Annotated in this window: 13 protein-coding genes and 1 riboswitch; of the genes, 3 read left to right on the top strand and 10 right to left on the bottom strand. The window is 58.7% G+C overall.

Going from position 1 to position 12,310, the window contains the following annotated elements:
- Positions 1-276 (bottom strand): metal/formaldehyde-sensitive transcriptional repressor, encoded by a 276-nt coding sequence (locus ACYVIT_RS12410; RefSeq protein ID WP_415804854.1) that lies wholly within the window; start codon positions 274-276, stop codon positions 1-3.
- Positions 277-326: 50 nt separating this feature from the next.
- Positions 327-503: riboswitch (yybP-ykoY riboswitch) on the top strand.
- A 3-nt stretch (positions 504-506) separates the two neighbouring features.
- Here ACYVIT_RS12410 and mntP point away from each other — a divergent pair.
- Positions 507-1,079: a manganese efflux pump MntP gene (mntP, locus tag ACYVIT_RS12405; protein ID WP_415804853.1), complete on the top strand. Its 573-nt coding sequence runs from the start codon at positions 507-509 to the stop codon at positions 1,077-1,079.
- A 47-nt stretch (positions 1,080-1,126) separates the two neighbouring features.
- On the opposite strand, the gene ACYVIT_RS12400 is transcribed toward mntP, so the two are convergent.
- The 9 genes from ACYVIT_RS12400 to ACYVIT_RS12360 all read right to left on the bottom strand — a co-directional run bounded on the left by ACYVIT_RS12400 (position 1,127) and on the right by ACYVIT_RS12360 (position 9,951).
- Positions 1,127-2,080 carry a Hint domain-containing protein gene (locus tag ACYVIT_RS12400; RefSeq protein WP_415804852.1) on the bottom strand — a complete coding sequence of 318 codons (954 nt, stop codon included), beginning with the start codon at positions 2,078-2,080 and terminating at the stop codon, positions 1,127-1,129.
- Between the two features lie 323 nt (positions 2,081-2,403).
- A complete protein-coding gene (locus ACYVIT_RS12395; protein ID WP_415804851.1) occupies positions 2,404-2,883 on the bottom strand; it encodes a VOC family protein in 480 nt (159 codons plus the stop codon).
- A gap of 148 nt (positions 2,884-3,031) precedes the next feature.
- Complete coding sequence (locus tag ACYVIT_RS12390) at positions 3,032-4,339, bottom strand: ABC transporter substrate-binding protein (protein WP_415804850.1); 1,308 nt, start codon at positions 4,337-4,339, stop codon at positions 3,032-3,034.
- 160 nt (positions 4,340-4,499) lie between these two features.
- Positions 4,500-5,624 carry a zinc-dependent alcohol dehydrogenase family protein gene (locus ACYVIT_RS12385; RefSeq protein ID WP_415804849.1) on the bottom strand — a complete coding sequence of 375 codons (1,125 nt, stop codon included), beginning with the start codon at positions 5,622-5,624 and terminating at the stop codon, positions 4,500-4,502.
- Positions 5,625-5,820: 196 nt separating this feature from the next.
- Positions 5,821-6,573 carry an SDR family oxidoreductase gene (locus ACYVIT_RS12380; RefSeq protein WP_415804848.1) on the bottom strand — a complete coding sequence of 251 codons (753 nt, stop codon included), beginning with the start codon at positions 6,571-6,573 and terminating at the stop codon, positions 5,821-5,823.
- Between the two features lie 125 nt (positions 6,574-6,698).
- A complete protein-coding gene (locus ACYVIT_RS12375) occupies positions 6,699-7,355 on the bottom strand; it encodes an ABC transporter ATP-binding protein (RefSeq protein WP_415804847.1) in 657 nt (218 codons plus the stop codon).
- Between the two features lie 3 nt (positions 7,356-7,358).
- Positions 7,359-8,099 carry an ABC transporter ATP-binding protein gene (locus ACYVIT_RS12370; RefSeq protein ID WP_415804846.1) on the bottom strand — a complete coding sequence of 247 codons (741 nt, stop codon included), beginning with the start codon at positions 8,097-8,099 and terminating at the stop codon, positions 7,359-7,361.
- 2 nt (positions 8,100-8,101) lie between these two features.
- Positions 8,102-9,046: a branched-chain amino acid ABC transporter permease gene (locus tag ACYVIT_RS12365; RefSeq protein WP_415804845.1), complete on the bottom strand. Its 945-nt coding sequence runs from the start codon at positions 9,044-9,046 to the stop codon at positions 8,102-8,104.
- On the bottom strand, positions 9,046-9,951 hold the full coding sequence (locus ACYVIT_RS12360; RefSeq protein ID WP_415804844.1) for a branched-chain amino acid ABC transporter permease: 906 nt from the start codon (positions 9,949-9,951) through the stop codon (positions 9,046-9,048). Before ACYVIT_RS12360 ends, ACYVIT_RS12365 begins: the two co-directional genes overlap by 1 nt.
- A 260-nt stretch (positions 9,952-10,211) precedes the next feature.
- Between ACYVIT_RS12360 and ugpQ the strand changes: the two genes are divergently transcribed.
- Together ugpQ and ACYVIT_RS12350 are read left to right on the top strand one after the other, a co-directional pair.
- Complete coding sequence (gene ugpQ, locus ACYVIT_RS12355) at positions 10,212-10,952, top strand: glycerophosphodiester phosphodiesterase (RefSeq protein WP_415804843.1); 741 nt, start codon at positions 10,212-10,214, stop codon at positions 10,950-10,952.
- 15 nt (positions 10,953-10,967) lie between these two features.
- Positions 10,968-11,825, top strand: a complete 858-nt coding sequence (locus ACYVIT_RS12350) for a 23S rRNA (adenine(2030)-N(6))-methyltransferase RlmJ (protein ID WP_415804842.1) — start codon at positions 10,968-10,970, stop codon at positions 11,823-11,825.
- The last annotated feature ends 485 nt before the right edge of the window (positions 11,826-12,310 follow it).

The raw sequence follows: 12,310 nt of genomic DNA, 5'->3' as shown, positions 1-12,310 counted from the left end.
CTATTTGGAATAGCGCCGGATGGCCGTGACCAGCGCCTCGACCCCCTGCTGCCGTTCGTCTGCACTCAAATCCGGATGAGCGACATGCTCTCGGGCATGGGCCTCCAGCAGTTCATCCAACAGGCCATTCAGCGCGCCTCGGGTCGCTGCGACCAGATGCAGGATTTTGTCGCAGTCGGCCTCGTTTTCCAGAGAACGCTGGACGGCATGGACCTGCCCAGCGATCCGTTGAACGCGCTTGAGCAGCTCGTCTTTGTGCGTCGAGATGTGCGACATAGGATACCCCCCTTAGGTATAAAAAGATTAACACGAAGTCTGATAAAATCGCCGTTCTCTCTGGGGAGTAGCTTCCTTTCAGGATTTTCTGAAAGAGGCTTGCGTCAACATTCTTGGCCCGACGGCCATGGCGCAAGCGGCCTGTGTGGCTTGGCGAGACCATAGATCCTTCACATTGCGCCGGGCGTGTGAATGGTCTGTGCTGTCTATGCCCGGTTGATTAGGTCAACATGAACGCACTTTCCACGCTCGTGCTCGCCCTGGCGATGTCTACGGATGCTTTTGCCGCCGCTGTCAGCAAAGGCACCGCCCTCAAAAACCCCAAATTCCCCGAGGCCCTCAGAACCGGCGTCATCTTTGGCGTCATCGAAGCGATCACTCCGCTCATCGGATGGGGCCTCGGCTCTGTCGCCGCCCAGTATGTGCGCGAATGGGATCATTGGATCGCCTTCGCCATGCTCTGTATTTTGGGGCTGATGATGATCCGCAATGCCTTCAAGCTGGAGAATGAGGAAACAGCCCCGGTAAAACGCCATTCTTTCTGGCTATTGGCCGCCACGGGTTTTGCCACGAGCATCGATGCCATGGCCGTTGGCGTCAGCCTGGCCTTTATTGACAACAATATTGTGGTCACCGCCATTGCGATTGGCTTGGCCACGACGCTCATGGTGACAATAGGCGTGCTGGTGGGCCGAATTCTGGGCAGCATCGCGGGCAAGCGCGCGGAAATCCTGGGCGGAATTGCGCTAATCGGGATCGGCTCAACGATTCTTTACGAGCATCTCACGGCAGCCGGGCTCTGAACGGTGTTCCAGGCCATGGCTATGCAACAGCCTCAGGGCCGTGCAGATCAAGCGGCTTTCGACAACCGCTGTGCCGAGGCCAGCATGTCCGCCCGTTGCGCAATACGGCCATGGATCGCCGCGATCTCCTGAGCCTGACGCAGCGCCTTGAAGCCAGGCCGATCCGCCATGCGGCGGCGTTTATCTTCAGGGCGCAGTGCGGTGACATCGACGTTCTGAAAGAAATCGCGATTACCGCCATCCGCCCACGACTCGGAATAGACGCCATGGGCCAGCACCACATCGAACTGGTCCAACTCAACGTGGTAGTACGACACGCTTGTCACCTGCTCTTCCTGCGTGATCGTGATGCCATTGATCAGATCATGCGCACGCACCAGCACGCCATCGACGTACAGATGATGCCAAGGTGAGACGAGCAGATCCTGTGCCGGTTGGTTGTCGCCCAATGCATCCTTGCGAATACGTACCGGTGCGCAGCGGGCTTTTTGTCCGGGGGTACGCAATCCAAACGCGCCATAGTTGCGCCACCCTATCCACTTGACCGTACGCCATCCCGTGCTGCCACGGACTTGGCAGCCCGGCTCGAGGTCTTCGATGGCTACTGGCCCCAAGAGGGTCTCAATCAACGTGCCACGCACAAAACATACTGGAAACACGTCCGCGGGATCAGTCGAAAAAGGAATCGTGTCGCCGACTTCGTAGGACTGGCTGAAGTCAGTGGTCAGATAGGATAGATAGGGCGCGCCGGCCATCTGCGCCACGATACCTGTACTCGTAGTACCGACAATCGTCACGTCCTCGAAGAGTTGTGTCTCTCCATTGCTAGTGGTCTCGACCGTCAAGGTATCCCCGATCGCGAAACTGCCATCATCGGACGCTTCGGTGACGCGGTAGGTCACATTCGATGTCACGGGTATCTTGTAAAGCACGACACCCGCGTTGTCTACGAGATAGCCATGACTATCACCCGGGTACTCGAACGTAAATGATTGGCTCACTGCGATTCCTTTTAATCAACCGAGCGCCAGAAGCGTTCACTGCTAACGCAGCCAGACACACCATGACAATAAATGCTGTTTTCTGTTTAAAAATATAGCATTTGATGGTCAAAATGTGATCAAAAAGAATCGGCAGCAATAATCAGAAACAGTTAGCCAGGATGACACAATCGGCCCGCTGCGCAAGACGGCCATGGATCGCCGCGCTCTCGCGCGCCCGACGCAGCCTCGCAGCCTTGAAGCCGCAACGAGCGGCGATGCGGCGTTGCTTATCCTCGGGGCGCAAAAACCAGGGCGACGAACAGCCCGGCCTGCCCTGCGCCTCACCCACGCCGCGCGGCCTCAATGGTAGCGATATCGATTTTTTTCATCGTCATCATGGCGTCGAACGAGCGTTTTGCGACGGCCGGATCAGGATCGGTGATGGCTTCGAGCAGAACGCGGGGCGTGATCTGCCACGACAACCCCCAGCGATCCTTGCACCAGCCGCAGTCGCTTTCCTGCCCCCCATTACCAACGATGGCATTCCACAGCCGATCCGTTTCCGCCTGATCTTCCGTGGAAATCTGGAACGAAAACGCTTCGCTGTGCTTGAAAACCGGGCCACCGTTCAGACCGACGCATGGAATACCCGCGACGGTGAATTGCACCATCAAGACATCGCCCTGTTTGCCATCGGGATAGTCGCCCGGGGCGCGGAGAATATCCCCTACCGAGCTATTGGGAAAGGTTTCGGCGTAGAACGTCGCAGCATCCAACGCGTCGCGGTCGAACCATAAACAGATTGTGTTCTTGCTGATCATTGCGCGTCTCCTCAAAGAAATACCAGGTCATCTACCCCCTCAAAGTAACGCAAATCGTCCCCAGCGCGAATCCCGTATCGGTCATGTGAACCATAAAAAAGGCGCCCGCAACATGCCGGGCGCCGAATGTCACACGCGTGCAGAACAATCAGTCTTTATAGACCTTGATCTGATCGCTCTTGAGCACGTCCGCATTCAAGCTCTTTTCAATCCAGCCCATCGACGTTTCCTCAACGCCCGGGGTCACCAGATCCGCCGGCACGATGGTGATATCCGACAGCACCTTGAACGGATACTTGTCGCTCTTTTTGGTCACGCCAAAGAGCTGCGCCTCCAGGCTCTGTCCGTCGACGCGATTGAGCGTCAGCTCACGCCCAAAGCCTTTGAACTTGATGTCGTGCATTGCCGCGGCCACCTGCTCCGGCGTGGGCCATGCGCCGCCGTTGTCCTTGATGGCCTTTTCGTAGCCCGCTTTCAGGCCATTGAGGGCTTGCACCATGTGGTACACCGAGTAAATCGGATAGGCGCCGGTCTTGTCATGGAATTTCTTGATGAATGCCTGGTGGGCGGGATCATCCTTGGTTTCCGGGTGCAGGAAATAGTGGTCGCCGCGCGCCCCGATGTAGACGCCTTCGGGCAGTGCGTTGCCCAGCCGCTCGAGCGAGCTTTCGGCCAGCGACAGGACGAATGTCGAGTTCTTGAACAGGTTACGCTGCGAAGCCTGGCGCACGAAATTATCCAGATCGCCGCCCCACGAGGTCGACAGGATCACGTCCGGACGCAGCGCCTGCAAACGGCTGATTTCCGTGGAAAAGTCCGCCGCGCCGAATTTCGGGAACATCTCGGCGACGACTTTCACGTCGGGTTTGAATTTCTTCAGCGCTGCCATGAAGATGTCGCGCGAGTCGCGGCCCCAGGCGTAGTCCTGGTTGACGATGGCCAGCGTCTTGAAGTCCGGCTTCACCTTCATCAGGTACAGCACCTGTGCCACCATCTCGGTGGTGGCGTTGGCCTGGGTACGAACGACGTATTTGTATTTCTTGCCCTCCAGGGCCTTTTCCGTGCCGCAGTCCCACAGCACGTTCAGGACTTTCAGGTCCTCGGCCACGGGCGCCACGATGTTGCAGTGGCCGCTGGAAATCGCCGACAGCATGACCCGCGTGCCGCCCTCTGCCAGACGGCGATACTCGGTCAGGAGCTTTTCGCCGCCGCCGCCCTCGTCGATATAGCTGGGCACGATTTTCACGCCATCGATGCCGCCATTGGCATTGATGTCCTGGATCAAAATCTCGGCAGCATCGCGGGCGGGAATGCCGAACACCGAGGCCGAGCCCGACAAATAGGTCGAGATGCCGACACTGAGCTCTTTGGGTTTGTCGGCGGCGTGGGCGAATGCCGCCACGCTCGATAGCAGCACGGCGCCCAGCAAGGGGGTCAGCCTGGAAAGTTTCTTCATTGTGTTGTCTCCTGTCCAACAGTTCATAAGATTTATCGATTGACCAAGCAGGCCACTGGCCCACTTGGTCGATGCGGTGTCAGGTCCGTTGATTCGTCTGAGGTTTTGGACAAGACACCCCTCTCGATCCCATCAGCGCATTCAGCCTGAAATCTGGCCGTTAAAACACAATCGCGTCGCGCAGATTGCTCCCTGTCGCCAGCTCGTCGAAGCCCTCGTTGATCTGATCCAGCGTAAAGGACTTGCCCATCATTTTGTCTACCGGCAATCGGCCGCCTTTGTATAGATCGATGTAGCGTCCAATATCGATGGCAGGAACGCCCGAGCCTAAATAGCTGCCGCGGATTTCACGCTCCTCGCCCACCATCTGAGAAAGTGACAGCGAAAAACCCAGTTTGGGATTCGGCAGGCCCGAGGTGATGGTCGCACCGCCCCGCCGGGTGAGTTTGTAGGCCGTTTCAAACGCGGGCACCGCACCCGCCATATCCAGCCCATAATGCACACGGCCGCCGGACAGGTCATAGAGATCGTCATCGCTCTTGACCTGCTTGGGGTTCACCGTATGCGTGGCGCCCAGCTCACGCGCCAACGCCAGTTTGTCGTCGGAAAGATCCACCGCCACCACCCGGCGCGCGCCAGCTGCGACGGCAGCGAGCAAGGCGCTCAGCCCCACGCCGCCCAAACCGACAATCGCCACATCGTCGCCCGCCTTGACGCGAGCGCGGTTCAACACCGCTCCCGCCCCGGTCAAGACAGCACAACCGAATAGTGCCGCCTCGCGATGGGACAGTTCGACGTTGACCTTGACGCATGAACGGCGTGACACGACGGCGTATTCGGCAAAGCACGACACACCCGTGTGGTGATTCAAATACTCGTCACCGACATGCAAGCGCCGCGCGCCGCTCAACAATGTCCCTTGCGTATTTGCGGCCGCCCCCGGTTCACACAGTGCCGGCCTGCCCTCCAGGCAGGGATGGCAGCAGCCGCAGCTGGGGACGAAGACCATGGCGACATGATCGCCGGCTTTCAGATCCGTGACACCGGCGCCAACCTCGACGACCTCGCCCGATGATTCATGGCCGAGCACCATAGGCAGGCTGCGCGGGCGATCCCCATTGATGACGGATAGATCTGAATGGCAAAGGCCCGCAGCACGGATACGCACCAAGACTTCGCCGAAGCCTGGCGGGTCCAGTTCGACTTCGGTGATTTGCAAGGGACGGCTGTCTGCATACGGCGCGGCCAGGCCCATATTACGCAAAACGGCAGCTTTGATTTTCATCGACAACTCCGAAAAATCTGAACGCATGGCTGCTGCGAACGGCTGCAGCAAAGACACATCTATGTAAAACGTCAGGCACCCAGTTACACGACAGCCTCCCAATACGAATTGCTAAACGCCGGGCTGCAGGACTACGTCCTTCAATGGCGCCACACAGGATCGCATGACTACGCCCGTCAACGCACGCCGCTGTGCATCAAATCGTGCGGCCGCCGTCCACCGGGAACTCGACGCCAGTGATGAACTCTGCGGCATCGCTGGCCAGATAAAGCGCCGCTGCGGCGACATCCGACGGTTGGCAGAAACGGCCCAGTGGAATCGTGGACGAAAATTTCGCGCGGTTCTCCGGCGTGTCCGGCAATCCCATGAACAATTCGAACATCCCCGTCACACCCATCACCGGGCAAATGGCGTTGACACGGATATTGTCGGGGCCCAGTTCAACCGCCATCGATTTGGACAACACGTTTACCGCGCCTTTGGAGGCGTTGTACCAGCTCAACCCGGGACGCGGCCGGATGCCGGCGGTGGAACCGATGTTCAGGATCACACCGCGTTTTTGCTGGCGCATATGCGGGATAACGGCCTGCGACATGTGATAGATGGATTTCACATTGATCGCGAACATACGATCAAACATTTCCTCATCCACATCCAGCATGGGCTGGTTCTTATGGGTGATGGCGGCGTTGTTCACGACGATGTCCAGTCCGCCAAATGCCTCCAGGGTATGCTTGACCATCGCGTCGATGTCCGCGCGGCTGGAGACATCCGTCTGCAGTGATAGCGCAACGCTGCCGATCTCGCCGGCCACACGATCAGCGGCTTTTTTATTGATGTCGGCGATCACCACCTGAGCGCCCTCTTTGGCGAAAAGCTTGGCGATGCCTTCGCCAAAGCCACTGCCTGCGCCCGTGATGATGGCGACTTTGCCTTGTAATTGACCCATATCTCTCTCCGTCTTCTGCCTGGGGTTACTTACCGTGTTGCCAAATAGTCTTCAGTGGCGAGAACACTATTCACTGAGGGCCACCCGTATTGGGTTTACCTGCGCCCGTGTCATGAAGGTTCCCTTCAATTCAGTGCGATCGCGCCACGCTCGATGGTCCAGATCTGGTCCGGGATATCGCCGAGCAGTTTGACGTTGGACTCGGTAATCACCACACACAGATCGGGTTGCAAGTCTTTCAACCGGGCCAGAGCCTCGGTGTAGTCGCGCGCGAGCTTCGGCGCCAGCCCCTGAAAGGGCTCGTCCAGCATCAACAGGCGCGTGCCCACCATCACTGCTCTGGCGAGCGCCACCATCTTGCCCTGCCCGCCCGACAACGCCGCCCCGGAACGCGCCAACATGGGTTCCAGCTGAGGCACAACCTTCAGCACCGTGTCGATACGTTGCCGGATCGCTTCATTCGATTGTCCCTGTACTTCGCAAGGCAGACGCAGGTTCTGCTCCACCGTCATCGTGGGAAAAATCACGCGATCCTCGGGGGAATAGCCGATCTGGTGTGCCGCTCGCAGATGTCCCGGCAGCGCCGAGAGCTCAATGCCGTCGAACTCGATACGCCCGGATTTCAGCCGAGTCAGACCCATGATGGTGCGTAATAGCGTCGTCTTGCCCGCGCCATTGCGGCCGACAATGCCGATCGTTTTCGCCGCCTCAAATCGGGCAGTGACATCACGCAGAATGCGGTTGCCGGCGAGGTCTACGTTAATGGCCGATAGATTCAACATGGCTCATACCCCCAGGACTTCGCTCTTGATTTGCGGATGGTTCAGGACGTGCTCGGGCGAACCGTCGGCAGCGACCTTGCCGGCGATCCACGCCGCCACGCGCGTGGCGTAGCGAGATACGATATCCACGTCGTGTTCCACAAACCAGCTCGTCACCCGGCGCTCGTCCAGGGCATGCATGACGGTTTCCATCAAGCCGTGCTTGTCCTCCGAGGCTACGCCACTGGTGGGCTCGTCCATGATCAGGAGTTTGGGTTGCAGGGCCAACGCCATGGCCACGTCCAGCAGCTTGCGTTTGCCCTCCGGCAGCTCAATGCAAAGCGCCTCGGCGTCCGGCAACAATCCCACCAGATCCAGCGTCGCATCGACTTCCCGACCATCTATGGTGTGCTCCAGGGCACGGAACCAGCTCAGGTCTTTATTGCGTCTCGCCGCAGCAATTTGCACGCATTGGCGCACCGTGTGCTCTGTAAACAACTGCGGCAGTTGAAACGAGCGCCCCAGGCCAAGCCGCACGATCCTGCGCGGTGCCATGCCGGTCACGTCTTTGCCGTTGAAGTAGACCTTGCCCTTTGAGGGCTTCAGGTATCCGGTGCAGATGTTGATGAACGTGGTCTTGCCCGCACCGTTTTGCCCGATCACGGCAAGGCGTTCGCCCTCATGCAGCTCAAAATCAATATTGTCCGCCGCCACGACGCCGCCAAAGGCGAGCGTCAGGCCGGTCGTCTTCACTAACGGTTCCATGCTCAGTTCCTTGCCGGTTTGGAGTTGGCCATGCGCTTCATGATCTGACCGACAAAGCCGGTCGGGAAAATAAAGATCACCAAGATCAACGTCAGCCCCAACAGGAACTGCCACAGCCCGGGGAAATAGGCGGCCGAGGCCAGCTTGACGAATTCGAACGCGGCGGCTCCCAGGAATGCGCCAGCCGCGTGGCCCGCCCCGCCCAGAATGGTGATAAAGACGAACTCCCCTGACCGTAGCCAGGAACCCAGCTCAGGCGTGACCAGCCCCTGCATCAAGGCAAGCAAAGCACCCGATATACCCACCACCACAGCCGACAGCAGATACCCTTTCCACATGATCAGATATGCGGAAAAGCCCAGGTATTCGATGCGAGTCTCATTGGTCTTGATGGCCGACAATGCCTGCCCGCTACCCGAACGGAAATAACGTTGTACCCACCACGCCAGCAGCAGCGACAACACCAAGGTCAGCACCAGCAGACCACGCTCAAAGGCCGCGCGTTCCATAACCATGCCGAACAAGGTGGGACGCACAATGCGCAATCCATCCGAGCCGCCCGTCAGGTGATAGAGCTTGCCCAGCAACGCAAACAGCACCATGCTGAGCGCGAGGTTCAACATCCCGAAGAAAATCCCCCGGTAACGCACCACGAACGAGCCGACGATCAATGCAGCGGCGAAACTGGCGACCACACCCGCCACGATCAGCAGCAATGCATCTGCGCCGGGCATGGCCCGCGCCAGGAATGCGACCGTATACGCGGAGATGCAGGCATACATGGCATGACCAAACGACACTTGCCCAGCCCGCGCCATGATCGAGACTCCCAGGGCCGCGATCGCGTACGTCAACCCAATCACAATCGGCGTGATGGTCCAGGAAAAGCTATAGCCCACGATGAGCGTGACGATCGCGGCCAATACGCTGAGGATAGGAACGCTCATCAGATCCTCCTTGTTTGAGCCACGGTGAACAGGCCATGCGGCCGGATGATCAGCACGAGCACCATGATGATGTACGGGACGGCGACCTCCAGTTCGGGCGCGGTGTAGACCGTCATGGCGCGGATAATGCCGATCAACAGCGAAGCAATCAGCGCACCCGTGATTTGCCCCAGGCCCGCCGTCGCCACCACAGCAAAGGACAACACTGTCATATCGGTCCCGGCGCCGGGCACGAGCGAGGTCGTCGGCGACGCCAGCGCACCGCCCAAAGCCCCCAGAATCGTCGCGATCACGAAAGTCACCAGGCCGATCTTCTTTGCGTTGATGCCCAAGGACGTGGCGACCTCACGATGGTGGGTCATGGCCACGGTCTGCTTGCCCAGCTTCGTGTGCTTCAGGAAAAACTCCAGAAACACATAAGCCAGTAAAGCGGTCACCGGCACGATGATCAACTGATACGTCGTGTAGGTGATGTCGCCCAACTCGATATTGCCCAACCGGTTTACCACTTCGCTGGCGCTATAGGGCTGTGCGCCCCAGATCATGCGCTGGATGTCTTCCAGCATCAGAAACGCGCCAAAGGTCAGCAGCAGTTTGAGGATGGGATCGTAGTTCTGCGCGCGGCGGATCAGCAGAAACTCCATCACGCCGCCCAACACCAGCCCTACGACAATCGCGGCCGCGAACAGGGCCGCAAACAACAAAATGGGAGATTCGCTATGTGGCGCGAGCGCCATGACAAAAGTGGCCGCCGCATAACCGCCATACGCATAAAACGCGCCGTGAGCGACGTTCAGTATTCCCATGACGCCAAACACCAGCGTCAGGCCCATCGAGACCAGAAATAGCAGGCTGGCATAAGCCACACCGTCTACCAAGGCCAAAGGCAGTAGATCCCAGGTCAAACCTTGTCTCCTTCTTTATGGAATATCACTGGAACGTGGGACCTTGTACCGCAAGCAAAACAAGACCGTGCACGCACAGCGATAGGGAATTACCCGGGTGTGTGTCACACCCTTCTCTGTTGTGGTGACAAAGTATAGGGATGCCCTTCGGTCAGGGGCTATTAAATTTTCTGGAAACCCAGCTTAATGAACCCTGAAGGGTTATTCTTGCAACCTCGACCTTTATTCGGTCTGGTTTTCACTATCTCACGATCATCCCTATGTCCGCTTCCTGGCCATATCCTACTCATATTGCCCATCGCGGCGGCGGCCGCCTGGCCCCCGAAAACACATTGGCAGCGATGCGCGTGGGCGCAAAGCACGGTTTTCGCATGGTCGAGTTCGACGTCAAACTCAGTCGCGATGACATCGCCTTTCTGTTGCACGACGACGACCTGGATCGCACCACAGATGGTTGTGGCCCTGCTGGCGCCCTGCCCTACACGGAACTGGTGTTGCTGGACGCGGGAGGCTGGCATTCACCGGCCTATGTTGGGGAACCTGTTGCCAGCTTTCAGGCCGTAGCCCGCTACGCGATCGCCAATCACATTGCCTGCAATGTCGAAATCAAACCCAGTCCCGGCCGCGAAGCCGAAACCGGCACGGCAATAGCGTTGGAAGCGCGCGCGCTCTGGCAAGGCGCCACCGTCGCCCCCTTGCTGTCCTCGTTTTCCGAAGCCTCGCTGGCCGCGGCCCAGGCCGCCGCACCGGAATTGCCCAGGGCCCTGCTGGTCGAACACGTGCCCGCCGACTGGCGCGAACGCTTGGCCAAGTATGATTGCGTCGCCCTTAACATCAACCAGCGTGATGCCACCCCTGAGCTGATCGAGGACGTACACGCAGCGGGCTACCGCATTGCCGCCTGGACCGTCAACGATCCGGCGCGCGCGCAACTGCTGCTATCCTGGGGCATGGACGCCATTTTCACCGACGAGCTGGCCAGTATTCCCCCTATTGCCTGACGACAGGAAATTATTTTGTTTAGTTATCGACACGCTTTCCATGCCGGCAACCATGCCGACGTGTTAAAGCACGCGCTGCTGGTTCAAATGCTGGAATATCTGAACCTTAAGGACAATCCCTACTGGGTCATCGACACCCATGCTGGCGCAGGCTTATATGCGCTCGATAGCGAATGGGCCAACAAGAACGCCGAGTTTGCCGACGGCATCGGCCGTTTGTGGGATATGAATGATCTGCCGCCACTGCTGGCGGATTACGTCGCCCAAGTCCGGCGCTACAACCCCAATGGCCGCTTGCGCCATTATCCAGGCTCACCCTGGTTCACGCTGGACGCATTACGCGATCGCGACCGGCTGCGCTTGTTTGAAATGCATCCGAACGAATCGGGAATCTTGGCGAGCAATCTAGAAAAACTCGACCGGGTCGCATTACGTCAAACCACCATTTTTGCCGCAGATGGCTTCGAAGGAATGAAATCGCTGTTGCCCCCGCCGACACGTCGGGGCATGGTGCTGATCGACCCCTCCTACGAGGACAAACAGGACTACAAGCGCACACTAAATGCCGTCAAAGAGGGTCTCAAGCGTTTTGCGACCGGCACGTACGCTGTATGGTATCCGCTCGTTCAACGACGCGAGGCAACCGAAATGGCCCGCCATCTCGAGAACCTGCCGATCAAAAACTGGCTGCACGTATCGTTGACGGTAAAACGACCCGTAGCCGATGGATTCGGCCTGCATGGCAGCGGCATGTTCATCGTCAACCCGCCCTGGACCTTGCACGCGGCATTGAAAGAAACGATGCCCGTCCTGACCAAATTACTAGCCCAAGACGACCGCGCTACCTACAGCCTGCAGCATCGGGCAGACTGATAAACCGTCTGGCAGTCTGCAGCTTCTCCTCATACGATTAGCTCGTCGCAGGGGGCAGGATCCGCGCTCAGCCGATTGGCTAGTTGGTGCTGAATGGGCGTGGCGAGGGTGGCGTGCTTATGGACGTCGAGCCGAGGCAATCGGGCCGTGAGGGCTTCACAAAGCCGGTCCGGCGCGCGGGCGCCGGACACCGTGTTCGCTCGTCTCGTCCGCGCCTTCGCGCTCCCTTCGACGTCCGCTCCACTCGGCTTTGAGGCGCCCTCCCGGCCCGATTGCCTCGGCTCGACTCGCAGCAATTCAAGCTCATCACATCGCTGGCACGGTTGTCTTGCTTGGCGTTTTTCTGTCGCCGTGTTGGTAAAGAGGAAGATCTTGCAGGGCTGCCATTTTCGGGTGCCCTGCACCCCCGAAAATGGCGATCAGTCCGGGCATGCAGCGGGGTGGCGTGGTGCTGGTTTGGAAGATCTGCTTGGCTAGAGTTGACG

This window comes from Bordetella muralis (assembly GCF_054781015.1).
The sequence above is the reverse complement of the archived record's forward strand: the minus strand, read 5'-3'. Positions and strand labels throughout refer to the sequence as shown.

Bases quoted from the DNA above. Each gene is read 5' to 3' on its own strand.
- ACYVIT_RS12410 (WP_415804854.1), bottom strand. From the start codon at position 276: ATGTCGCACATCTCGACGCACAAAGACGAGCTGCTCAAGCGCGTTCAA.
- mntP (WP_415804853.1), top strand. From the start codon at position 507: ATGAACGCACTTTCCACGCTCGTGCTCGCCCTGGCGATGTCTACGGAT.
- ACYVIT_RS12395 (WP_415804851.1), bottom strand. From the start codon at position 2,883: ATGATCAGCAAGAACACAATCTGTTTATGGTTCGACCGCGACGCGTTG.
- ACYVIT_RS12390 (WP_415804850.1), bottom strand. From the start codon at position 4,339: ATGAAGAAACTTTCCAGGCTGACCCCCTTGCTGGGCGCCGTGCTGCTA.
- ACYVIT_RS12385 (WP_415804849.1), bottom strand. From the start codon at position 5,624: ATGAAAATCAAAGCTGCCGTTTTGCGTAATATGGGCCTGGCCGCGCCG.
- ACYVIT_RS12380 (WP_415804848.1), bottom strand. From the start codon at position 6,573: ATGGGTCAATTACAAGGCAAAGTCGCCATCATCACGGGCGCAGGCAGT.
- ACYVIT_RS12375 (WP_415804847.1), bottom strand. From the start codon at position 7,355: ATGTTGAATCTATCGGCCATTAACGTAGACCTCGCCGGCAACCGCATT.
- ACYVIT_RS12370 (WP_415804846.1), bottom strand. From the start codon at position 8,099: ATGGAACCGTTAGTGAAGACGACCGGCCTGACGCTCGCCTTTGGCGGC.
- ACYVIT_RS12365 (WP_415804845.1), bottom strand. From the start codon at position 9,046: ATGAGCGTTCCTATCCTCAGCGTATTGGCCGCGATCGTCACGCTCATC.
- ugpQ (WP_415804843.1), top strand. From the start codon at position 10,212: ATGTCCGCTTCCTGGCCATATCCTACTCATATTGCCCATCGCGGCGGC.